Origin of the sequence: Streptomyces manipurensis (assembly GCF_049570255.1) — a bacterium.
In the GTDB taxonomy this organism is placed as follows: Bacteria; Actinomycetota; Actinomycetes; order Streptomycetales; family Streptomycetaceae; genus Streptomyces; species Streptomyces manipurensis.
This window is the reverse complement of sequence record NZ_CP186950.1, coordinates 5865989-5887493: the sequence shown is the minus strand read 5'-3', so window position 1 is coordinate 5887493 and position 21505 is coordinate 5865989. Positions and strand designations below refer to the sequence as shown.

Genomic DNA, 21505 nt, shown 5'->3' with positions numbered 1-21505 from the left:
TTCCCGTGCGCGGGTCCGGCCCGCGGGGGCCGCGCCCCGCCCGGACGTGCCCGGCCCGGACGTGCCCGGCCCCGGGGACGTCTACGAGCGGCCGGCCGGACCGGTCCAGGAGGCCGGGACGTGGCCGAGGCGGATGCGCTGGGGGTGGTCACCGACGGGTACGGACACCCGCTTGGTGCCGGTGGCGAAGTCGATGGCCGTCACCTGGTCGGTGCCGCTCTCGGAGATCACGCAGGCCGTCCCGTCGCCCGAGACCGTGGCCCAGTACGGCTTGGAGGCGGGCACGAGCGGCCCCTCGGCGAGGGTGGCGCGGTCCACGACGGTCGCGTAGTCGTCCATCGTGCCCGCGATGCAGAGCTTCGTCCCGTCGGGACTCATCGACATGCCGTGGTGGCGGGAGTCGTTGACCCAGGTGGTGCGGTCGGTGCTGGTGGCCGGGTTGGCGGGGAGGTCCTTGAGGCGGGTGATGCGGTCGGTGGCCACGTCGTACTCCAGGAAGCCGCCGAAGAACGAGACCTGGAAGTAGAGCTTCGACTCGTCGGGGCTGAAGGCCACCGGCCGTACGGAGTCGGACAGGTCCTTGCGGCCGAAGGCGTCGAGCCGTTCGCGCATGTCGACGACCCGGACGGTGCGGAAGGTCTGCGTGTCGACCACGGTGATCTTCCGGTCGCCCTTCGTCCAGTCCAGCCAGGGTGCGTCGAGGGCGGTGTTCACCTCGCCGATGGAGCTGTTCCAGAGGAAGCGGCCGTCCCGGGTGAAGGTGTTCTCGTGCGGCTTGTCGCCGGTGCGGAAGGAACCGGTCTCCCGTCCGGTGGTGATGTCCAGGACGTGCACGGTGTTGGAGGTGGACGCCGACACGGCGATACGGGTGCCGTCCGGGGAGACCGCCATGTGGTCGGAGCGGAAACCGGAGACGGGGAAACGCCAGTTGATCCGCCCGGAGGCCAGGTCGATGGAGACGACGTCGGCGAAGCTGGGGCGGGAGGCGACGACGGCGGAGCCGTCGGGGGTGGTGAACATGTCGTCGACGAACTGGTCGTGCCCCTCGCCGGCGCTCTCGCGGATGCCGAGGAAGAAGGCGAGCTTCACGGGGTTGAGGTAGATCTCCCACAGCCGTTCGGCCTTGTCGGGGATCATGTCGATCCGGCCGACCTTGGCGAGGTCGCCGGTGGAGGCGAGGACGTCGGCCGTCCCCTCCCAGTTGTTGCCCACGAAGAGCACCTCGCGCAGGTTCCCGGCCGGGGCCGCGGGTGATGCCGGGGCGGGCGGGGCCGCCGGAAGTGCCGGGACTGCCGGGGCCGCCGGGGCGGGCGTGAGGGCGGTCAGCAGGGCGGCCGCGGCCAGCACGCCCAGGGTTCGCACGGTACGCAACATCCGCTCAACTCCGGTGTGGGAGGGGCTGGAGAGGGGTGTTTCCTATTACCGGCGGGTAAGATAGGGGGAACACACGAAGGGCGCAACCCCTGCGGGATGCGCCCTTTCCTCAGCTTCCGCGCCTCAGCGGGGACGCTCACCCCTTCAAGCGACGGAGCCGATCCTGCCCACGACGGTGTGGGAGACGTCCGGGTGGATCGGGATGTGCGCGCCCGTGAGGGCGGCCCCCGTGCCGCCGCGGCGGTTCGCCACGATCTCGGCCGCGATGGACAGCGCGGTCTCCTCCGGGGAGCGCGCGCCGAGGTCCAGGCCGATCGGGGAGCGCAGCCGGGCCAGTTCGAGTTCGGTCACGCCGACCTCGCGCAGCCGCGCGTTGCGGTCCTCGTGGGTACGGCGGGAACCCATGGCCCCGACGTAGGCGACGGGGAGCCGGAGCGCCAGCTCCAGCAGCGGGACGTCGAACTTGGCGTCGTGGGTGAGCACGCACAGCACGGTCCGACCGTCCACCTCGGTGCTCTCCAGGTAGCGGTGGGGCCAGTCGACGACGATCTCGTCCGCCTCGGGGAAACGGTTCTTCGTCGCGAAGACGGGCCGCGCGTCACAGACGGTCACCCGGTAGCCGAGGAACTTGCCGATCCGCACCAGGGCGGACGCGAAGTCGATGGCACCGAAGACGATCATCCGGGGCGGCGGGACGCTGGACTCCACGAGCACCTTCAGGGGCTCTCCGCAGAGCCTGCCGTCGGCGCCGATCTCCAGGACCCCGGTCCGGCCGGCGTCCAGCAGGGCGCGGGCCTCGGCGGCGATGGTGCGGTCCAGCTCGGGGTGTCCGCCGAGGCCGCCCTCGAAGGGGCCCTCCGTACGGACGAGCACGGCGCGCCCCATCAGCTCGGCCGGGCCCTCGGCCACCCGGGCCAGCGCGGCGGCCTCGCCGCGGGAGGCGGCGGCCAGCGCGGCCTCGAAGACCGCCCGGGCGGGCGAGCCCACGGGCACCGGGGTGACCAGGATGTCGATGATCCCGCCGCAGGTCAGACCGACCGCGAAGGCATCGTCGTCGCTGTAGCCGAAGCGCTCGGCGACGGTCTCGCCGTCCTCCAGCGCCTGCCGGCACAGCTCGTACACCGCGCCCTCCACGCATCCGCCGGAGACCGATCCGATGGCCGTGCCCTCGCCGTCGACGGCGAGCGCGGCACCGGGCTGCCGGGGCGCGCTGCCGCCGACCGCCACGACCGTGGCGACGGCGAAGTCACGTCCCTGCTGCACCCACCGGTCCAGCTCTTCGGCGATGTCCAGCATGTGCGGCCTCCTGGGAGGATTCGGTTCCAGTATCGGGTACGCGGGGGTGCAGGGTCCGTGGCGGACCGGCCGGTCCGGGTCGGGCGACCCGGACCGGCCGTGCTCCGGGTCAGCCGACCCCGAGCCAGCCCTCGATCGGGTGCAGGGCGAAGAAGACCACGAAGATCCCGGTGAGCGCCCACATGAAGCCGCCGATCTCCCGGGCCTTGCCCTGAGCGATCTTGATGGCGACGTAGGAGAGCACACCGGCGGCGACGCCGGCCGTGATCGAGTACGTGAACGGCATGATCACGACGGTCAGGAAGACCGGGATCGCCGTCGCGCTGTCGGCCCAGTCCACGTGGCGGGCGTTCTGCATCATCATCGCGCCGATGACCACCAGGGCCGCGGAGGCGACCTCACCGGGGACGATCTGCGTGATCGGGGTGAAGAAGAGGCAGGCCGCGAAGAACAGGCCGGTCACGACGGAGGCGAGACCCGTGCGGGCACCCTCGCCGACGCCGGTCGCCGACTCGACGAACACGGTCTGGCCGGAGCCGCCCGAGACGCCGCCGATGGCGCCGCCGGCGCCGTCGATGAAGAGCGCCTTCGACAGGCCCGGCATGCGGCCCTTGTCGTCGGCGAGCTTGGCCTCGGTGCCGACACCGATGATGGTGGCCATCGCGTCGAAGAAGCCGGCCAGCACCAGGGTGAAGACGATCATGCCGACCGTCATGTAGCCGACGTCGCCCCAGCCGCCGAACGAGACGTCGCCGAAGAGCGAGAAGTCGGGCATCGAGACCGCGGAGCCGGAGAGCTCCGGCGGGCCGCTGTTCCAGGCCTTGGGGTCGATGTTCGCGACGGCGTTCACGACGGCCGCGACGACGGTGCCGCCGACGATGCCGATCAGGATCGCGCCGGGGATCTTGCGCGCCTGCAGCATGAAGATCGAGAGCAGGGTGAGGCAGAAGATCAGGACCGGCCAGCCGGCGAGCTCACCGACCGAGCCGAGCTGCAGCGGGGGCCCCTGCTCGGGGCCGCGGCCGACGAAGCCGGCCTTCACGAGACCGATCAGGGCGACGAACATGCCGATGCCCATGGTGATCGCGTGCTTGAGCGCGAGGGGGATCGCGTTCATGATCATCTCTCGGAGGCCGGTGACGACCAGGAGACAGATCACGACACCGTAGACCACGCACATGCCCATGGCCTGCGGCCAGGTCATCTGCGGGGCCACCTGCGAGGCGAGCACACCGGAGACGGAGAGTCCGGCGGCCAGGGCCAGCGGGACCTTGCCGACGAAGCCCATGAGGAGCGTCGTGACGGCTGCCGCGAACGCCGTGGCGGTGATGATGGCCGAGGCCTCCATCGACGTGCCGGCGACGTCCTTGCCCGAGAGGAGCAGCGGGTTGAGCAGGAGGATGTACGCCATGGCCATGAAGGTCGTGATACCGCCACGAACCTCGTTGCCGACGTTGGATCCTCTGTGGGTGATGTGAAAGTAGCGGTCGAGCCAAGAGCTGCCCGCCGGGGGCGAAGAGCCGTCACCGGCCTCTTCCGCGGTGGTCTTGGACTCCACTGACGACTGGGTCATGGTGCCTAACTCCCAAGGTTCAAAGGGGCACCCGCTTGGGGATTGGAGACTGCGGGATTTGGGATGGTGCGTTTGGCTGCACGACCCGGGGTGACGGCCCGAGGCGACGCGAATGTTCACTGCGTGTACTGCGGGTAGTGCGGGGTGACCGCTGGTACTACATGGGGGTTTGTGCAGGGGTACTGCCGGCTGAAGGGACCGCGAGCGGTGCGGTGCTTCGTGTGTACTCCGGGCGGCACGGCGGCGAAGTGTGACGTTCCCTGGCCGCACCGCCCGGAGAGTCCGGGGGTCCGGGGGCCTCGCGGCCCCCGGACCGGTCCGTCCTAGAGGGTCCCGGTGAGGGCTTCCGGACGGATCGGGGTCTTGTTGAGCTCCAGCCCGGTCGCGTTCCGGATCGCCGCGAGGACGGCCGGGGTCGACGACAGGGTGGGGGCCTCGCCCAGACCACGAAGGCCGTACGGCGCGTTCGGGTCGGCGAGCTCCAGGACGTCGACCGGGATGGTCGGGGTGTCCAGGATGGTCGGGATCAGGTAGTCCGTGAAGGAGGGGTTGCGCACCTTCGCGGTCTTCGGGTCCACGATGATCTCCTCCATGACCGCCACGCCGAGGCCCTGGGTGGTACCACCCTGGATCTGGCCGACCACGGAGAGCATGTTGAGGGCCTTGCCCACGTCCTGGGCGGTCGCCAGCTCGACGACCTTGACCAGGCCGAGCTCGGTGTCCACCTCGACGACCGCGCGGTGCGCGGCGAAGGTGTACTGGACGTGGCCGTCGCCCTGGCCGGTCTTCAGGTCGAAGGCGACCGTCGGACGGTGGCGGAACTCGAGCTCGAGGTCGATCGCCTCGTTCTCCAGGATGTCGGCGATGTCCGCGAGGACCTCGCCGCCGTCGGTGACGACCTTGCCGCCCTCCAGGAGCAGCTCGGCGTGGGCCCAGGCCGGGTGGTAGGAGCCGTTCTTGCGGCGTCCCATCTCCAGCAGCGCCTCGCGGACGTGCTCGCAGGTGTTCTTGACGGCGCCACCGGTCATGTACGTCTGCCGGGAGGCGGACGTGGAACCGGCGGAGCCCACCTGCGTGTCGGCGGGGTGGATGGTCACCTGGGTGACGCCCAGCTCCGTACGGGCGATCTGCGCGTGGACGGTGACACCGCCCTGGCCGACCTCCGCCATGGCCGTGTGGACCATCGCGACGGCCTCGCCGTTGATGACCTCCAGCCGCACGCGGGCGGTGGAGTAGTCGTCGAAGCCCTCGGAGAAGCCGACGTTCTTGATGCCGACCGCGTAGCCGACGCCGCGCACGACGCCCTCGCCGTGGGTGGTGTTCGACAGGCCGCCGGGCAGCGCGCGGACGTCCGCGCCCTCGCCGGCGCTCTCCCACTGGCGCTCCGGCGGCAGCGGGCGGGCCTTGACCCGGCGCAGCAGCTCGGCGACGGGGGCCGGGGAGTCCACGACCTGGCCGGTGGGCATGATCGTGCCCATCTCCATGGCGTTCAGCTGGCGGAACTCCACCGGGTCCATGCCCAGCTTCGCCGCGAGCTTGTCCATCTGGGCCTCGTACGCGAAGCAGGCCTGGACGGCGCCGAAGCCGCGCATCGCCCCGCAGGGCGGGTTGTTCGTGTAGAGCGCGACCGCCTCGATGTCGACGTCGTCGATGACGTACGGGCCGACGGAGAGGGAGGAGGCGTTGCCGACGACGGCCGGGGAGGCCGAGGCGTAGGCACCGCCGTCGAGCACGATCCTGCACTTCATGTGCGTGATCTTGCCGTCCTTGGTGGCGCCGTGCTCGTACCAGAGCTTCGCCGGGTGGCGGTGCACGTGGCCGAAGAAGGACTCGAAGCGGTTGTAGACGATCTTGACCGGCTTGTTGGTCGCGAGGGCCAGCAGGCAGGCGTGGATCTGCATCGAGATGTCCTCGCGGCCGCCGAAGGCGCCGCCGACGCCGGAGAGCGTCATGCGGACCTTCTCCTCGGGCAGGCCGAGGACCGGGGCGATCTGCTTGAGGTCCGAGTGCAGCCACTGGGTGGCGACGTAGAGGTCGACACCGCCGTCCTCGGACGGTACGGCGAGACCGGACTCCGGGCCGAGGAAGGCCTGGTCCTGCATGCCGAAGGTGTACTCGCCCTCGACGATGACGTCGGCGCGCTTGCGGGCCTCCGCCACGTCGCCGCGGATGATCGGCTGGCGGTGCACGATGTTCGGGTGCGGTACGTGACCGGAGTGGTGGTCGTCGCGGCCCGGGTGGATCAGCGGCGCGTCGGCGGCCAGGGCCGAGGCCTCGTCCGTGACGAGCGGCAGCTCGCGGTAGTCGATCTTGATCTTGGCGGCCGCGCGGCGGGCGGTCTCCGGGTGGTCGGCGGCCACGAGGGCGACCGGCTCACCGTGGTGGCGGACCCGGCCGTTGGCCAGGACCGGGGTGTCCTGGATCTCCAGGCCGTAGTTCTTCATCTCGGCCGGCAGGTCGTCGTACGTCAGCACCGAGTAGACGCCGGGCATGGCCAGGGCCTCGGAGATGTCGATGGAGACGATCTCGGCGTGGGCGACGGTGCTGCGCAGGGTCTGGCCCCACAGCATGTCCTCGTGCCACATGTCCGAGGAGTACGCGAACTCGCCGGTGACCTTGAGGGTGCCGTCCGGGCGGAGGGTCGACTCGCCGATGCCGCCCTTGGTGTGCTTCTGGGTGACGTTCGTCGGCGTGCCGACGGTGCGGGTGTTCTGGGCCATGGTCAGACCGCCTCTCCCTGACGGGCGGCCGCCAGGCGGACCGCGTCGAGGATCTTCTCGTAGCCCGTGCAGCGGCACAGGTTGCCGGAGAGGGCCTCACGGATGTCCTGGTCGGACGGGTCCGCGTTGCGCTCCAGGAGCTCGTCGGCCTGGACCAGCAGACCCGGGGTGCAGAAACCGCACTGGACGGCGCCGGCGTCGATGAACGCCTGCTGGATGTTGGAGAGCTCGACGCCCTCACCGGTCTGCGAGTCGCCGGGCTTGGCGGCCCACTTCTTCGCCTCGTCGGTGGAGACGCCCTTGCTGCCGCAGCCGCCGCCGGTGCCGCAGGCACCGCCGTGGCCGTGCTGCTCGCGCTGCTTGGCGAAGTCGGCGAGACCCTCGACGGTCACGACCTCGCGGCCCTCGACCTGGCCGGCCGCGACCAGACAGGAACACACCGGCACGCCGTCCAGACGGACGGTGCAGGAACCGCACTCGCCCTGCTCGCAGGCGTTCTTGGAGCCGGGCAGACCCAGGCGCTCACGCAGCACGTAGAGGAGGGACTCGCCCTCCCACACGTCGTCGGCTTCCTGCTGACGACCGTTGACAGTGAAATTGACGCGCATGGTTACGCAGCCCCTTCAAGCGAGCGGCCGTTGGTGCCGCGGTACTGCTCCCACGTCCAGACCAGCTGGCGGCGAGCAAGGATGCCGACCGCGTGACGGCGGTACTTCGCCGTGCCGCGGACGTCGTCGATCGGGTTGCAGGCGCCGGAGGCGAGCTCACCGAACTGCTTGGCGATCGACGGGGTGATGACCTTGCCGTTGTCCCAGAAGCCGCCCTCTTCGAGCGCGGCGTTGAGGAACTCCTCGGCGGCCTTGGCCCGGATCGGGGTCGGCGCGGCCGAGGCGATGCCGGTGCGGACGGTACGGGTGTCGGCGTGCAGGGCCAGGCCGAAGCCGCAGACCGCGATGACCATCGCGTTGCGGGTGCCGACCTTGGAGTACTGCTGCGGGCCCGTGGCGTTCTTGATGTGGACCGTCTTGATGAGCTCGTCGGCGGCCAGCGCGTTGCGCTTCACACCGGTGTAGAACTCGTCGATCGGGATCAGGCGCGCGCCGCGTACGGACTCCACCTCGACATGGCAGTCGGCCGCCAGGAGGGCGGGGTGGGAGTCACCGGCGGGCGAGGCGCAACCGAGGTTGCCGCCGACACCGCCGCGGTTGCGGATCTGGGGGGACGCGACCGTGTGCGAGGCGAGCGCGAGACCCGGCAGCGTGCCGCGCAGGTTCTCCATGATCTGGGTGTACGGGACGGAGGCGCCCAGCTTGGTGACCTCCTCGCCTACCTCCCACTCCCGCAGCAGCTCGATGCGGTTGAGGTCAAGGAGGTACTCCGGACGGCGGTGGTCGAAGTTGATCTCGACCATGATGTCGGTGCCACCCGCAATCGGCACAGCTGTGGGGTACTCGGCCTTAGCGGCGAGCGCCTCCTCCCAGCTGGCGGGGCGAAGGAAGTCCATGTGCGGCTCTCTTCTTCTTCATCGTGTCGTTCACTTCAAGCCAGGAGGCCCAGGGGCCCTCGACTGGTCGTTCACGTGCTGTTAACGCGGTGTGGAGTCAGTACACAAGCCGCGCGTCCCCCGGGTGCAGTCACCGAAACCATGAAGGAGTTGGCTGACGGCCTCCCTCGTCTTGTAGATTCGTATGAAAGGCAGGATGCGACGACCTGCCCGATTTCCAACGGCAACATTCGAGACAGATCGGCGGCGACATCATGCGGCTGCGCGCACTGCTGGAAACCGAGGCGCTGGGGCTGCGGCTGCTCGGTGGCGAGGAAGAACTCGACCGCACGGTCCGCGGGGTCATGACGACCGACCTGCGCGACCCCAGCCGGTACCTGTCGGGGGGCGAGCTGGTCCTGACCGGCCTGGCCTGGCGGCGAAATTCAGCCGACTCCGAGCCGTTCGTACGAATCCTCGCGAGCGCCGGCGTCGCCGGGCTCGCGGCGGGCGAGGCGGAGCTCGGCGACATCCCCGACGATCTCGTCTCGGCCTGCGTGCGCCACCGCCTGCCGCTGTTCGCCGTGAACGAGGACGTTGCATTCGCCACCATCACCGAATACGTCGTACGGCAGGTGTCGGGCGAGCGCGCGGGGGACCTGGCGGCCGTCGTCGACCGCCATCGCCGCCTGATGACCTCGGGCCCGGCGGGCGGCGGACCCGATGTGGTGCTGGATCTGCTCACCACCGACCTCGACCTCCGGGCCTGGGTGCTGTCCCCCACCGGCCGGCAGATCGCCGGAGCGGGCGAGCCGCTGGCGCCGGGCGTCTGCGCAGCACTGGCGAGCGAGCACCTCGCGGCGGTCCGGACGGGCCGTAGGGGGCCGCACCGGATCTCCATCCAGGGTATTACCTACTCGCTCTTCCCGATCAGGGGACACGGCCGCGGAGCTGCGGGTCCGGCCGCCCGCGACGTGCGCGAGACGGTCCTGTCGGACTGGCTGCTGGCCGTCGAGGCGGACGCGGGCGACTGGCCCGCCGAGCGCCTGGATCTGCTCCAGGGCGTCACCCAGCTGATCGCCGTGGAACGCGACCGGCGCGACGCCGCCCGCACCGTGCGCCGCCGCCTGGCACAGGAGGTCCTCGAACTGGTCCAGACGGGTGCCGCCCCCGCCGAGATCGCCGCCCGCCTGCGGGTCGCGGCCCCGGTGCTGCTGCCCGGGCTGGGCGCCGCCCCGCACTGGCAGGTCGTCGTCGCCCGGGTGGACTGGGACAACGGCGACATCCCCGGCGGCCCGGTGGCGCAGTCGCTGCTGGAGGAGATCCTCGTCGACCCCTCGGTCTCGGGCCCCGAGCCCTCGGACCGGATCGCGGTGGCCCACGCCGGGGACGAGGCCATCGCCCTGGTCCCGCTGCCCTCGCTCGCCGGGGACGCCGGGGAGGACAAGGGCCCGGACTCGGCCCTGCACGCCGACGAGCTGCTCGCCGTCGTACGCGACCCCCTGACGGCCGGCCTGGCCGACGACGGGCGGCTCACGCTGGGCGTCAGCGCGGCCGTGCACTCCGCCGAGGGCCTGCGCGGGGCGCTGGAGGAGGCCCGGCACGCCCGCCGGGTCGCCGCGGCCCGCCCGGGACGGGTCTGCGCCGCGGGCCACCACGAGCTCGCCTCGCACGTCCTGCTGCTGCCGTTCGTCCCGGACGACGTGCGCCGCGCCTTCACCGCCCGGCTGCTGGACCCGCTGCGCGACTACGACCGCCGCCACCGCGCCGAGCTCATCCCGACGCTGGAGGCCTTCCTGGACTGCGACGGCTCCTGGACCCGCTGCGCGACCCGGCTGCACCTGCACGTCAACACGCTGCGCTACCGGGTCGGGCGAATCGAGCAGTTGACGGCGCGGGACCTGTCCCGACTGGAGGACAAGCTCGACTTCTTCCTGGCACTGCGGATGAGCTGAGGCGATCCGCTCCGCGGCCGTCCGGGTGCGGCCGCGGGCGGCTGATGATCCGTCCGGACTTTGTGAAAGAGTTCACCCGACCCCTTGGCCGGAGCCGCCGATCCGTGCTCTCATTTCGCCCCAGGGCTCATCCATGTGCTGCTTGATTGCTTCGGGGAGGGCAATGTGGCGGACACCGCCATGTCCGGTGCCGGATCCATCGGGGGAGACGACCCCCTCCAGCGGGCGATATGGCGGCTGCGCTCGCGCGGCTGTTGGACCGACGCCGCGGCGCTGCTGACGCCCCACGTCGGCAAGGCGGGCCAGGCCGCCGCCGCCGTCCAGCGCACCGCGCTGCTCGTCGAACGGTGCCTGTTCACGGGCCAGGGCTGGGGCGAGGCGGAGGACGCGCTGCGGGTGGCCGAGGCGGTCGCCCAGGACGACGACGACCGCGGCGCCGCCGCGTGCGAGCGGGGCCAGCTGGCGTACGCCGCGACCGTGCTCGGGGTGCGGGACCGCGCCGACGAGGCCCGCTCCGCGCTCGGCCGGGCCGCGGCCCTGCTGTCGCCGGGGTCGCGGACCCGCCCGCTGCTGGACTTCCGCCGCGGGCTGGTCGCCGAGCACCTCGCGGACGCCCCGCAGTCGGCCCGGCCCGCCTACCACCGCGCCCACGCGGGTGCGGAGGCGCACGGGGACGCCCTGCTGCTGTCCTTCACCTGGCGCCACCTGGCCGCCCTGGCACTGCGGGACGGCGAGGTGGCCGAGGCCCGCAAGGGCTTCGCGGAGTCCCTGCGGATCCGGGAGGACCTGGGCTTCCTGATCGGCACGGCCCCCGCCCTCGCGGCGCTGGCCGAGGCGGAGCCCGAGCCGGAGGCCACCCGGCTGCGCGCCGAGGCCCGGCGGCTGTTCCACCTCCTGGGCGGGATCCCCACCTGGCTGGCGGACCAGCTCCACGTCACCGCGACCCCGTCACCCGCGGCCTAGCCGGGCCGCGCGCACGAACACGGCGCTCCGGACCCCCGATCCTGTGAGGCGGGGGTCAGGCGCCGGCGAAGTGTTCGCGGGCCAGGGACTCCACCACGGCCAGATCCCCCGCGATCAACGCCTCCAGCAGCGCCGAATGCTCAGCCGCGTCAGCGACAAGATCCGCCCGCCGAACCCGCGGAGCCCCCGGCAGGGGCCACTGCGCCCGGCGGTGGAGCTCCTCGGCCACCTGCACCAGCTGCCCGTTGCCGGCCAGGAGCAGCACCGCCCGGTGGAAGGCCCGGTCCGCCTCCGCGTACCCGGGCAGGTCGCCCGCGGCGGCGGCCACGGCCGTGGCGGCCGCGGCGGGACGCAGCGCCTCCCAGGCGGCCGGGGCCACCGTGCGGGCCAGCCGCAGCATGACGGGCACCTCCAGCAGCGCCCGGACCTCGGCCAGCTCGGCGAGCTCCCGGGGGGTCCGGGACAGGACGCGGAAGCCGCGGTTCGGGAGGCATTGGACGGCCCCCTCGGCGGCCAGCTGCTGCATCGCCTCGCGGACCGGGGTGGCGGACACCCCGAAGCGCTCCCCCAGCGCGGGCCCCGAGTAGATCTCCCCCGGGACCAGCTCGCCGTCGACGAGCGCCGCGCGCAGGGCCTCGAGCACCTGCCCGCGCACCGAATGGCGCAGCACCTTGCGCTGCTTCTGCGCCGGAACCCGGGCCTGGGCCGTCTCGTGCATCGGTCCTCCTCCGGGTCCTGGCCTGTCCCGAGAATATGTGACGCGGCCCGCGGCACAGGGGGGTGCACATCAAGGAGGATCGAGTAAGGTAAGGCTAACCTGTTAACGATCGTGTGATTCGGTGGTCCGCCATGACCGTGTCGACCCTCCCGGCCGTCGCCCCCGCCCCGCCCGGCTCTGCGGTGGCGGAAGCGTACGCCCGGCTGGCCGACGCGTACGGCGGACTGCGGGTCGTCGAGCTGGCCGCGGACGAACCCTCCCCTCGCGGTGTGGGGTGGGTCGGCGCGGACGAGCTGGCGGCCGGTGGGCCCGCCCTGGACGCCTTCCTCGCATGGGACGACGCCCAGGTCCTGGCGGACTACGGCACCCGGGCACGGCCCGACGTGGTCGCGACCTTCGGGCTGCACCGGTACGCGTGGCCGGCCTGTCTGCTGGTCACGGTCCCCTGGCTCCTGCACCGGCGGGTCCCCCGGCTGCCCGTCACCCGGGTGGCCTTCCACCGGACCGGCGGCCGGATGGCCGTCCACGTGGCGGAGTTCGCCTGCCTGCCGGACGATCCGGCCGCCGCGCTCCCCGGGGCCCGTGTCGTGCCCGACGAGGAAGCGCTGCGCGACGAGGTGCGGGCTGCGGTGGCCCAGCACCTCGGCCCCGTGCTGGAAGGTTTCGGCCCGCGGATGCGGCGCGGCCGCCGCGCCCTGTGGGGCATGGTGACCGACGAGGTCGTCGAGAGCCTCTGGTACGTCGGCAGCCTGCTCGGCGAGGAACGGCGGACCATGGCGGAGCTGGAGGCGCTGCTGCCGGGCTCCACGGCCCCGTACACCGGGGGCGCGGGATTCCGTACGCTCGCGGGCCCCGGCGGCACCGAGCTGCCCACCCGGGACCGGGCCAGCTGCTGCTTCTTCTACACGATCCGGCCCGACGACACCTGCGTGACCTGCCCCCGGACCTGTGACGCCGACCGCGTCGCCCGGCTCACGGCGGAGGCGGCCTGAACCACCCGCAGGCCTGATCACTCTCGAACACAAAAGCGCCTGAACGGCCGCCAGTTCGAGTCACAACACCCTATCCGGCGGGCCCCGCCCCCCGATGGCGTCCACTTGCCCCGAAACCCGCGTGCGCCGCGCACCGGCTGCGCCACTATGGCGCCCGAACGCCGGAAAGCCGCACGACCGCATACGCGAGGCAAGGGACATCCGCATGAGACTGACCGACATATCGCTGGACTGGCTGCTGCCCGGCAGCCTGCTGATCCTGGGCGTGCTTGCGGCAGTTGCGGTACTGGCCCGGGGCAGGCGCGAGAGCGAGAAGGCGGCGGCAGACGACAGCTGGGAGCGCAGCGAGGAACGGCGGCGGCGCAAGGAGGCCGTCTACGGCACCGCCTCCTACGTCCTGCTCTTCTGCTGCGCGGCGGTGGCGGCCGCGCTCTCCTTCCACGGACTGGTCGGCTTCGGCCGGCAGAACCTCAGCCTCTCCGGGGGCTGGGAGTACCTGGTGCCCTTCGGCCTCGACGGCGCCGCCATGTTCTGCTCGGTGCTCGCCGTGCGCGAGGCCAGCCACGGCGACGCGGCCCTCGGCTCGCGCATGCTGGTGTGGCTGTTCGCGGGCGCGGCGGCCTGGTTCAACTGGGTGCACGCGCCGCGCGGCCTCGGCCACGACGGGGCACCCCAGTTCTTCGCCGGGATGTCGCTCTCGGCCGCGGTCCTCTTCGACCGCGCCCTCAAGCAGACCCGCCGGGCGGCCCTGCGCGAACAGGGCCTGATCCCGAGGCCGTTGCCGCAGATCCGGATGGTGCGCTGGCTGCGCGCCCCCCGGGAGACCTTCGGCGCCTGGTCGCTGATGCTGCTGGAAGGGGTGCGCACCCTCGACCAGGCCGTGGACGAGGTGCGCGAGGACCGCAAGGAGCGGGAGCAGGACCGCCACCGCAGGCGGGAGCAGCACCGGCTGGACCGGGCGCGCATCAGGGCGCTCGGCCGTCAGCACCGGGCGTTCGGGCGCGGCCGCGGCCGCCAGGTCGAACTGCCGGAACTGACCCAGGGAGCGGGCTCCGCGCCGGTCGGCGCGGAGCCGGCCATACCGGAAGCGGATCAGCTGCCCCTGCGCCGCCGGCCCTCCCTCCAGGCCGTCAACCCGTCCGACTCCTTTGAGGTCACCGGACCCCGGACGGTGGACCTCACCGCCGAGGACGACACCCAGACCATCCCCCGGCTGGACTCACTGGAGCGCAAACTGAAGGATCTGGAGCAGCAGTTCGGCTGACCGTCCCGGTCCGCCCGACCCGTCCCGGTCAGGGGACACCCCGCAGGGCCCGCCCGTTCAGGCGGGCCCTGCGTCGTACGCGGCCTCGCGGCACGTGTCGAGCTCGAACCACACCACCTTGCCGCTGCCGAGGGCCATGGCGTCCACGCCCCAGTCGTCGGCGAGTGCCTGCACGAGGACCAGCCCCCGGCCGTGCGTACCGTCGTCGGCGGTCGGTACGTGCGGCCGGGGCCTGCGCGCGGCATGGTCACGGACCTCCACCCGCAGGCGCGCGGGGGTGAGACTGACCGACACCTCCGCCCCCCGGTCGGTGTGCACCAGGGCGTTGGTGACGATCTCGGTGATCAGCAGCTCCGCCGCCTCCGCGGCGTCGGATCGGCACCGCTGGCGCATCAGCTCCCGTAACGCCCGGCGGACTTCGGACACCGCCTTCAGGTCGGCCCGCCGCACGCTCCGGTGCATCCGCAGCGTCTCGGCCGCTCCCCCGCCGTCCGCGCCGGAGGGTTCGCGCGGTACAGGCGTCCCTCTCTTCCACAGCTTCCCCGTCTTCGCCCCCACCCGCACGGCGATGTCCCTCCGGTGTGCACGCTCTCGAACAGGTCTACGGGATGCATGCCCTCCGGGGGGATCCGCACTCCTGCGGGCTCAGGGGCGGGGCACGTTGCGGAGGTTGGATCGAGCCATCTGGATCATGCGGCCCACCCCGCCGTCGAGGACGATCTTCCCGGCGGACAGTGCGAATCCGGCCACCATCTCGGCGCTGATCCTCGGAGGAATCGACAGGGCGTCGGGGTCCGTGACCACGTCCACGAGAGCGGGCCCCGGGTGCCGGAACGCGTCCTTCAGAGCGCCCGTGAGCTGCTTGGGCTTCTCGACTCGGACCCCGTACGCACCCGCCGCGCGGGCGACCGCCGCGAAGTCCGGGTTCTTGTACTGCGTCCCGTGGGAGGGGAGGCCGGAAACCAGCATCTCCAGCTCGACCATTCCGAGGGAGGAGTTGTTGAAGAGGACCACTTTGACGGGCAGGTCGTACTGCACCAGGGTGAGGAAATCTCCCATCAGCATGGAGAAACCGCCGTCGCCCGACATCGACACCACTTGACGGCCGCGGTCGGTGAACTGTGCGCCGATGGCCTGCGGAAGGGCGTTGGCCATGGAGCCGTGGCTGAAGGAGCCGATGATGCGGCGCTTTCCGTTCGGGGAAAGATAGCGCGCCGCCCACACGTTGCACATGCCGGTGTCGACGGTGAACACCGCATCCTCGTCGGCGAGTTCGTCGAGGACCGAGGCGACGTACTCCGGATGGATCGGAGTGCGCTTCTCCACCTTGCGGGTGTAGGCCCGCACCACGCCTTCCAGCGCGTCCGCGTGCTTCTTCAGCATCCGGTCCAGGAAGCGGCGGTCCGGCTTCGCCCGCACCCGCGCGTTCAGGGCCCGCAGGGTCTCCCGTACGTCACCCCAGACGGCCAGGTCCAACTGGGAACGCCGGCCCAGGTGTTCCGGACGGATGTCCACCTGCACGATCTTCACGTCGTCCGGGAGGAAGGCGTTGTACGGGAAGTCCGTCCCGAGCAGGATCAGCAGGTCGCACTCGTGGGTGGCCTCGTAGGCGGCGCCGTAGCCGAGCAGCCCGCTCATCCCGACGTCGTACGGGTTGTCGTACTGGATCCATTCCTTGCCGCGCAGCGCGTGCCCGACGGGCGCCTTCACCCGGCCGGCGAACTCCATGACCTCGGCGTGCGCGCCCGCCGTGCCGCTGCCGCAGAACAGGGTGACCCGGTCGGCCTCGTCGACGAGCCGGACGAGCTTCTCGATCTCGCCGTCGCCGGGGCGCACCGTGGGCCGCGCGGTGACGAGGGCGTGCTCGACCGTCTTCTCCGGCGCCGGCTGCGCGGCGACGTCCCCCGGCAGCGCGACCACGCTGACACCGCTGCGGCCGATGGCGTGCTGGACGGCGGTCTGGAGCAGCCGCGGCATCTGGGCCGGGTTGGAGATCAGCTCGCTGTAGTGGCTGCACTCGGCGAAGAGCCGGTCGGGATGGGTCTCCTGGAAATAGCCCAGGCCGATCTCGCCCGAGGGGATGTGCGAGGCCAGGGCGAGGACCGGGGCCATGGAGCGCTGGGCGTCGTACAGCCCGTTGATCAGGTGCAGGTTCCCGGGGCCGCAGGAGCCGGCGCAGGCGGCGAGCCGGCCGGTGATCTGGGCCTCGGCGCCCGCCGCGAAGGCCGCCGTCTCCTCGTGGCGGACCTGGATCCAGTCGATGCCGTCCGTACGGCGGATCGCGTCGACCACCGGGTTGAGGCTGTCGCCCACCACCCCGTACATCCGGCGGACCCCGGCGCGCACCAGGATGTCCACGAACTGCTCCGCCACGTTCTGCTTGGCCATGAGAGGGCGCCCTTCCCGGTGTCCGGTCCGTCCGGTCCTTCGCCGCGTGCCCTCTCATACAGCCATGCATGCGCCGCTCACGCCTCCCAGACGGCGGCGGCCGTCCGGTCGTCGGCGTAGCCCTTCAGCCGCAGCTGGGTGTCCGCGAGGAAGGCGGCGAGGCCGGGGGGTTCCGGGTCCGCCCAGCGGGCGGCCAGCTCCTCGGGGAGAGCGGGCTCCTCCCGCATCGGCTCCGCGAGGCCCCCGGAACACAGCAGCAGGACGTCGCCCGTACGGGCCACCGAGGCACGGAACCGGAACGCCGGACCGCCCTCGGCGTCCCCGTCCGCGGCGGGCGGCGGCTCCGCCGGGCCGCCGGGCTCCAGGTCCTGCCACTGTCCGGAGCGGAGCCGGAAGAGCCCTCCGGCTCCGGCGCCGAAGCACACCCGGGTACGGCACCGGGGGTCGACGGGCAGCAGCAGCCCGCGCAGCCCGGCGGTGTACTCCGTCTCGGCCAGCCCCAGCTCGGCCGCGCGGGCCCGCAGCCGCCCGTAGCCGCGGTCGGTGAGGCGCTGCAGGCCGGAGCGGAGCGCGTCGCGGCGGCCGGCCCGGATGTCCTCGGCGAGCCGGTCCCTGCTGCGCCCGACGGCCGCGGCGACCGTGCGGCACAGTTCGGCGGCGGCGTCCGCGGCGCCGGGCGCGGCCCGGTCGCCGCCGGCGAGGGCCACGAGGACCAGGGCGTCCTCGCCGCTGCCGAAGCGGGCGGTGAGCAGGAAGTCCCGGCGGTGCTCGCCGCGGTAGCGGGCGGAGTCCCCGCGGACGGAGGCGGCGCGCAGGGTGTGGCTGCCGTGCCGGGCCCCCTCCAGGACGGTGTCGGGGACCAGCGCGTCGAGGGCGGCCGGGTCGGCGGCCGGGAGGGCGCCCGGTTCGGCGGCGTAGGTGGGGGCGCGGTCGCCCAGGTGGTGCACGGTGGGCCGGGGCCCGTCCGGGGGCGGCGGTGCGGCGTCCTTCGCGGGCGCGGGCCGCGGCACGTGCTCCGTCGGGGCGTCCCCGACCACGGGCCCGGCCGTGGCGGCCGGCGGGTCGGAGGGGGGCACCGGAGGCACGTCGACCCCGCCGAGCGCGTATCCGGTGGCGCCTCCGGTACGGGGGTCACGCGGCCGGACGGGGAGCGACGGCGGCTCGGCGGCGGCCGCCGGGGGCGTCACGGGCGGGGGCGGAACCGGCGGCGGCATGGGCGCCCCGTCGCCGGCCGCCCGGGATCCGGGGTGCCCGGGGGACGGCGCGCCGGGATTCTGCCGCAGGCCGTCGGGGGCCGTGCGCGGCGCCGGAACGGGGCCCGGCGGCGCGACGGGCGGCCCCGGGGCGGTGGCCGGAGCGGGCGGGGCCGGCGGCACCTCCGGCAGCCGCGGGCCCGCGGCCGGAGCCGTTCCCGGCAGGCCCGGGAGCGCGCCCGGCGGCATCGGCGGGACGGGCGGTCGCTCGGCGGAGGCGCTGCCCGGCGCGGCGCCCGGCGGCGGTGGCACGGGGCCGGCGGACTCCGGTGGACGCGGCGTCACCGGCCGGTCCGCGGCGGCGCCCGGCAGCGGCGGCGCGGCGGGAGGCCCGGGGGGCTCCGCAGGACCGGTCCGGCTCCGGCCCGCGTCGGGCGCCGACGGCCCGGAACGGGCCCCGGGTGCGGGGGCGTCGGCCTCGGTGCGCGGCGGTGGCGGCACGGCGGCGGGACCCTCCGGGCCCGGGCCGGCCGGTCCCGCGGCCGGCGGCGCGGGTACGGCGGGACGAGTGGCCGGCGGCGGACCCCCCGGAACGGGAGGCACCGCCGGCCGGTCCCGGCCCGGGTCCGGCACCCGGGGACCGGTCCGGGCATCGGGAAAGGAAGCGTCGGGGACGGCGGGCGGGGGCGGTGCGGCCGGGTCTGCGGCCCGCGGGCCCGCGACCGGGGCGGCGGCCTGTTCCGGCAGCGGTGCGGCCGGATCCCCGGGGGCGGCCCCGGACGGGCCGGAGGCCGGGCGCTGCCCCGGCAGCGGTCTGCCGCCGCCCGGCGCGGGCGGGGCCGTGACCCCCGCCGCGGACCGGAAGCGGTTCTCCAGGGTGTCCCCCGGGTCCGGCTCCCGGTCCCGGTCCGGCCGCTCCGCCTCCGGGTCCTCGTAGAGCTTCTGCCACCAGTCGTCCGCGCCCCGCTGACTCATGCCCTCATTCTCGGCCCCCGGTGCGGACGGAAAACGCCGAATGCACGAAAAGGGTCCACCGGACCGCGGCCCGGTGGAGCCCTGCCGTTGCGCCCGTACGGATCGGCGGACGCCGTACGCCTGACCGGCACGGGCGGGTCCGACGGCGGCAACGGCCTTCGCCGCCGGGCCCGTACGCGATTCCGGGCGCATCGCTCCGACCCGGCACATTCGGGCCAACCGCTCCATTGCACGGCAACCCGCCGCACAAGTGGCAGCGGAGCGGCGGATGTTGGTGTTGCGGCGGGGTCACCGGTGATGATGTCGACGGCGGGTTCGCGCCGTGGCGGCTTCCCGCCGGGTGCCGTGTCGAGAGGTGGTGGGCGGGTTGCTGGGTGCGATAGGCCTGGACGAGGGCCAGGAGTCGGCGTACCGGGCGCTGGTGACGCTGGGCGCCGCGGAGGTGTCCGACCTCGCGCACCGGCTGACCCTGCCCGTACCGCAGACCGAACGGGCCCTGCGCGGCCTGGAGCGGCACGGGCTCGCGGCCCGCTCCTCGGCGCGGCCGGGCCGGTGGGTGGCGGCCCCGCCCGGGGTCGCGCTCGGGGCCCTGCTGACCCGGCGGCGGCAGGGTCTGGAGCAGGCGGAGGAGGCGGCGGCCCTGCTCGCGCGGGAGTACCGGGCGGAGGCGGCCGAGCCGGCGGTGCACGACCTGGTGGAGGTGGTGCAGGGCGCGAGCGCGGTGGCGCACCGTTTCCACCAGCTCCGGCTGGGGGCGCGCAAGGAGTTCTGCGCGCTGGTCACCGGGTGGCCCGGAGACGTGGCGGGCCCGGACGACGGGCCGGAGGACGGGGCCCCGGCGCGGGGCGTCGGCCACCGGGTGGTGATCGAGCGGGAGTCCCTGGCACTGCCCGGCGGGGTCCGCGAGGCGTCCAGCGCGCTGGCGCGCGGTGAACGGGTTCGGGTGACGGAGCGGGTCCCGACGAGGCTGGTCGTCGCGGACGGGACCCTGGCGATGGTCCCGCTGACGGCGCAGGGCGCGGAGCCGGCGGCGCTGGTGGTGCACGCCTCCGGGCTGCTGCAGTCGCTCACCGGTCTGTTCGAGGCGGTGTGGCGGGAGTCCCTGCCGCTGCGGCTCGGGGCGACGGGCGCGGCGGAGGAGGCCGGGGGCACCCCCGACGCCACGGACCTGGAGGTCCTCTCCCTGCTCCTGGCGGGCATGACGGACGCGAGCGTGGCCAAGCACCTGGAGCTGGGGCTGCGGACCGTGCAGCGGCGGGTCAAGGGGCTGATGGAGGAGGCGGGGGTGACGACCCGGCTGCAGCTGGGCTGGCACGCCCGCGAACGGGGCTGGGTGGCCCGGTAGCCGCTGGTCGGGCACGCTGGGCGGGTGGACGTGCCGCAGCTCCTCCTGGTGGGACTGGTGCTGTCGCTCGGGCTGGTCGGCGTACTGGTTCCCGGTGTGCCGGGGACCTGGCTGGTGTGGGCGGGCGTGCTCTGGTGGACGCTGCAGGAGCGGTCGCGGACCGCGTGGGCGCTGCTGGTGGCGGCGACGGCCCTGCTGCTGGTGGTCCAGGCGGTGAAGTGGCAGCTGCCGCCCCGGCGCCTGCGGGGGCTGCCGGTGACCGCGCGGACGGGCGTGTTCGCGGGTCTGGGTGCGCTGCTGGGCTTCGTCCTGGTGCCGGTGCTGGGGGCGGTGCCGGGTTTTGTCGGCGGCCTGTACCTCTGCGAGCGGCTGCGCCTGGGCACGCACGGCGAGGCCTGGACCTCGGTGCGCGTGGTGATGCGGGCGGCGGGGACGAGCGTGTTGGTGGAACTGTTCGCGTGCCTGCTGGTGGTGGCGGCGTGGGTGGGGGCGGTGCTGGCCGGTTAGCCGCCGTTCCGGGCCGGGAGGGCCCACCCGGCCCGGAAGGTGCACCCCTCCCCCGGACCAAGATCATCACGGGGGCAGAATGACCCTCATGACCGTGACCCACACCCCCAGGACGGCAACCACCGACGACGCCGAGCCGGTCGGCCGCATCCTCGCCGCCGCCTTCGACGACGACCCGATGATGCGCTGGTTCTTCCCCGACGACGCCACGCGCGCCGAGGGCCTGCGCCGGTACTTCACGACCCTGTTCACCCGCCAGTACGCCCGCCACGGCGTGTGCGAGCACACCGGCGCGGCGACCTCCTTCTGGGTGTCGCCCGAGGGCCGGGACAAGGCCGTCCCCGACGCGGAGACCGTCCGGGAACTCCAGGACATCCTCGGCGACCGCGCCGCGGCGTTCCGCGAGGCCGTCGAGGCTGCCGCCGCGCACTCCCCCGCCGAGCCGCACTGGTACCTGGCCGTCATAGGCGCCGACCCGGCCGCGCGCGGCCAGGGGCACGGGGCGGCCCTGCTGCGCTCGGGCCTGGCCCGGGCCGACGCGGCGGGCCTGCCGGTGTACCTGGAGTCCTCCAAGCCCGACAACCTGCCCTTCTACGAGCACTTCGGCTTCACCGTGCTCGGCGAGGCCCGGCTGCCCGGAGGCGGCCCCACCCTCTGGGCGATGCGCCGCGCCCCCCGCACCGACTCCTGACCCACCGGCCGTCGGTCCCGTGAACCGCGAGGTCCCGGCACCGGTGGATGCGGACGGCGGCACGACCG

At 73.5% G+C, this 21505-nt stretch carries 17 protein-coding genes; 7 read left to right on the top strand and 10 right to left on the bottom strand.

Annotation, left to right across the window (positions count from 1 at the left end):
• Positions 1 to 81 precede the first annotated feature (81 nt).
• The 6 genes from ACPU2J_RS26955 to ACPU2J_RS26930 all read right to left on the bottom strand — a co-directional run bounded on the left by ACPU2J_RS26955 (position 82) and on the right by ACPU2J_RS26930 (position 8467).
• Positions 82 to 1374, bottom strand: coding sequence for a YncE family protein (locus ACPU2J_RS26955; RefSeq protein ID WP_420079213.1), 1293 nt, complete (start codon positions 1372 to 1374; stop codon positions 82 to 84).
• Between the two features lie 144 nt (positions 1375 to 1518).
• On the bottom strand, positions 1519 to 2670 hold the full coding sequence (locus tag ACPU2J_RS26950; RefSeq protein WP_423834193.1) for an XdhC family protein: 1152 nt from the start codon (positions 2668 to 2670) through the stop codon (positions 1519 to 1521).
• A 109-nt stretch (positions 2671 to 2779) separates the two neighbouring features.
• The gene (locus ACPU2J_RS26945) at positions 2780 to 4243 is read right to left on the bottom strand and encodes an NCS2 family permease (protein WP_361604593.1); all 1464 of its coding nucleotides are present in this window, start codon (positions 4241 to 4243) and stop codon (positions 2780 to 2782) included.
• Positions 4244 to 4566: 323 nt separating this feature from the next.
• Complete coding sequence (gene pucD, locus ACPU2J_RS26940; protein ID WP_399817237.1) at positions 4567 to 6963, bottom strand: xanthine dehydrogenase subunit D; 2397 nt, start codon at positions 6961 to 6963, stop codon at positions 4567 to 4569.
• Between the two features lie 2 nt (positions 6964 to 6965).
• A complete protein-coding gene (locus tag ACPU2J_RS26935; protein WP_361604599.1) occupies positions 6966 to 7571 on the bottom strand; it encodes a (2Fe-2S)-binding protein in 606 nt (201 codons plus the stop codon).
• 2 nt (positions 7572 to 7573) lie between these two features.
• Complete coding sequence (locus ACPU2J_RS26930; RefSeq protein ID WP_361604602.1) at positions 7574 to 8467, bottom strand: FAD binding domain-containing protein; 894 nt, start codon at positions 8465 to 8467, stop codon at positions 7574 to 7576.
• A 254-nt stretch (positions 8468 to 8721) separates the two neighbouring features.
• Between ACPU2J_RS26930 and ACPU2J_RS26925 the strand changes: the two genes are divergently transcribed.
• Positions 8722 to 10401, top strand: a complete 1680-nt coding sequence (locus tag ACPU2J_RS26925; RefSeq protein ID WP_423834192.1) for a PucR family transcriptional regulator — start codon at positions 8722 to 8724, stop codon at positions 10399 to 10401.
• 180 nt (positions 10402 to 10581) lie between these two features.
• Positions 10582 to 11364: a hypothetical protein gene (locus ACPU2J_RS26920; RefSeq protein ID WP_361604626.1), complete on the top strand. Its 783-nt coding sequence runs from the start codon at positions 10582 to 10584 to the stop codon at positions 11362 to 11364.
• Between the two features lie 55 nt (positions 11365 to 11419).
• On the opposite strand, the gene ACPU2J_RS26915 is transcribed toward ACPU2J_RS26920, so the two are convergent.
• A complete protein-coding gene (locus ACPU2J_RS26915; protein WP_423834191.1) occupies positions 11420 to 12082 on the bottom strand; it encodes a GntR family transcriptional regulator in 663 nt (220 codons plus the stop codon).
• A 131-nt stretch (positions 12083 to 12213) separates the two neighbouring features.
• Between ACPU2J_RS26915 and ACPU2J_RS26910 the strand changes: the two genes are divergently transcribed.
• The gene (locus ACPU2J_RS26910) at positions 12214 to 13074 is read left to right on the top strand and encodes a (2Fe-2S)-binding protein (RefSeq protein ID WP_365138893.1); all 861 of its coding nucleotides are present in this window, start codon (positions 12214 to 12216) and stop codon (positions 13072 to 13074) included.
• 205 nt (positions 13075 to 13279) lie between these two features.
• Positions 13280 to 14338 (top strand): DUF2637 domain-containing protein, encoded by a 1059-nt coding sequence (locus ACPU2J_RS26905; protein ID WP_423834190.1) that lies wholly within the window; start codon positions 13280 to 13282, stop codon positions 14336 to 14338.
• 57 nt (positions 14339 to 14395) lie between these two features.
• Here the strand turns inward: ACPU2J_RS26905 and ACPU2J_RS26900 are convergent, their stop codons facing one another.
• From ACPU2J_RS26900 to ACPU2J_RS26890, 3 genes are all read right to left on the bottom strand, one after another.
• Positions 14396 to 14800 carry an ATP-binding protein gene (locus tag ACPU2J_RS26900; RefSeq protein WP_361604617.1) on the bottom strand — a complete coding sequence of 135 codons (405 nt, stop codon included), beginning with the start codon at positions 14798 to 14800 and terminating at the stop codon, positions 14396 to 14398.
• Between the two features lie 183 nt (positions 14801 to 14983).
• The gene (locus tag ACPU2J_RS26895) at positions 14984 to 16726 is read right to left on the bottom strand and encodes a pyruvate dehydrogenase (protein WP_365487249.1); all 1743 of its coding nucleotides are present in this window, start codon (positions 16724 to 16726) and stop codon (positions 14984 to 14986) included.
• Between the two features lie 77 nt (positions 16727 to 16803).
• Complete coding sequence (locus ACPU2J_RS26890) at positions 16804 to 18894, bottom strand: protein phosphatase 2C domain-containing protein (RefSeq protein WP_423834189.1); 2091 nt, start codon at positions 18892 to 18894, stop codon at positions 16804 to 16806.
• 367 nt (positions 18895 to 19261) lie between these two features.
• On the opposite strand from ACPU2J_RS26890, the gene ACPU2J_RS26885 reads away from it, so the two are divergent.
• The 3 genes from ACPU2J_RS26885 (at position 19262) to ACPU2J_RS26875 (ending at position 21437) form a co-directional block, all read left to right on the top strand.
• Positions 19262 to 20239: a helix-turn-helix domain-containing protein gene (locus ACPU2J_RS26885; RefSeq protein WP_423834188.1), complete on the top strand. Its 978-nt coding sequence runs from the start codon at positions 19262 to 19264 to the stop codon at positions 20237 to 20239.
• A 24-nt stretch (positions 20240 to 20263) separates the two neighbouring features.
• On the top strand, positions 20264 to 20746 hold the full coding sequence (locus ACPU2J_RS26880) for a DUF456 domain-containing protein (RefSeq protein WP_420079221.1): 483 nt from the start codon (positions 20264 to 20266) through the stop codon (positions 20744 to 20746).
• Positions 20747 to 20825: 79 nt separating this feature from the next.
• On the top strand, positions 20826 to 21437 hold the full coding sequence (locus ACPU2J_RS26875; protein ID WP_423834187.1) for a GNAT family N-acetyltransferase: 612 nt from the start codon (positions 20826 to 20828) through the stop codon (positions 21435 to 21437).
• The last annotated feature ends 68 nt before the right edge of the window (positions 21438 to 21505 follow it).

Excerpts from the sequence above, each read along its gene's own strand:
- ACPU2J_RS26955 (WP_420079213.1), bottom strand. The coding sequence starts at position 1,374 with ATGTTGCGTACCGTGCGAACCCTGGGCGTGCTGGCCGCGGCCGCCCTG.
- ACPU2J_RS26950 (WP_423834193.1), bottom strand. The coding sequence starts at position 2,670 with ATGCTGGACATCGCCGAAGAGCTGGACCGGTGGGTGCAGCAGGGACGT.
- ACPU2J_RS26945 (WP_361604593.1), bottom strand. The coding sequence starts at position 4,243 with ATGACCCAGTCGTCAGTGGAGTCCAAGACCACCGCGGAAGAGGCCGGT.
- pucD (WP_399817237.1), bottom strand. The coding sequence starts at position 6,963 with ATGGCCCAGAACACCCGCACCGTCGGCACGCCGACGAACGTCACCCAG.
- ACPU2J_RS26935 (WP_361604599.1), bottom strand. The coding sequence starts at position 7,571 with ATGCGCGTCAATTTCACTGTCAACGGTCGTCAGCAGGAAGCCGACGAC.
- ACPU2J_RS26930 (WP_361604602.1), bottom strand. The coding sequence starts at position 8,467 with ATGGACTTCCTTCGCCCCGCCAGCTGGGAGGAGGCGCTCGCCGCTAAG.
- ACPU2J_RS26925 (WP_423834192.1), top strand. The coding sequence starts at position 8,722 with ATGCGGCTGCGCGCACTGCTGGAAACCGAGGCGCTGGGGCTGCGGCTG.
- ACPU2J_RS26920 (WP_361604626.1), top strand. The coding sequence starts at position 10,582 with ATGTCCGGTGCCGGATCCATCGGGGGAGACGACCCCCTCCAGCGGGCG.
- ACPU2J_RS26915 (WP_423834191.1), bottom strand. The coding sequence starts at position 12,082 with ATGCACGAGACGGCCCAGGCCCGGGTTCCGGCGCAGAAGCAGCGCAAG.
- ACPU2J_RS26910 (WP_365138893.1), top strand. The coding sequence starts at position 12,214 with ATGACCGTGTCGACCCTCCCGGCCGTCGCCCCCGCCCCGCCCGGCTCT.
- ACPU2J_RS26905 (WP_423834190.1), top strand. The coding sequence starts at position 13,280 with ATGAGACTGACCGACATATCGCTGGACTGGCTGCTGCCCGGCAGCCTG.
- ACPU2J_RS26900 (WP_361604617.1), bottom strand. The coding sequence starts at position 14,800 with ATGCACCGGAGCGTGCGGCGGGCCGACCTGAAGGCGGTGTCCGAAGTC.
- ACPU2J_RS26895 (WP_365487249.1), bottom strand. The coding sequence starts at position 16,726 with ATGGCCAAGCAGAACGTGGCGGAGCAGTTCGTGGACATCCTGGTGCGC.
- ACPU2J_RS26890 (WP_423834189.1), bottom strand. The coding sequence starts at position 18,894 with ATGAGTCAGCGGGGCGCGGACGACTGGTGGCAGAAGCTCTACGAGGAC.
- ACPU2J_RS26875 (WP_423834187.1), top strand. The coding sequence starts at position 20,826 with ATGACCCTCATGACCGTGACCCACACCCCCAGGACGGCAACCACCGAC.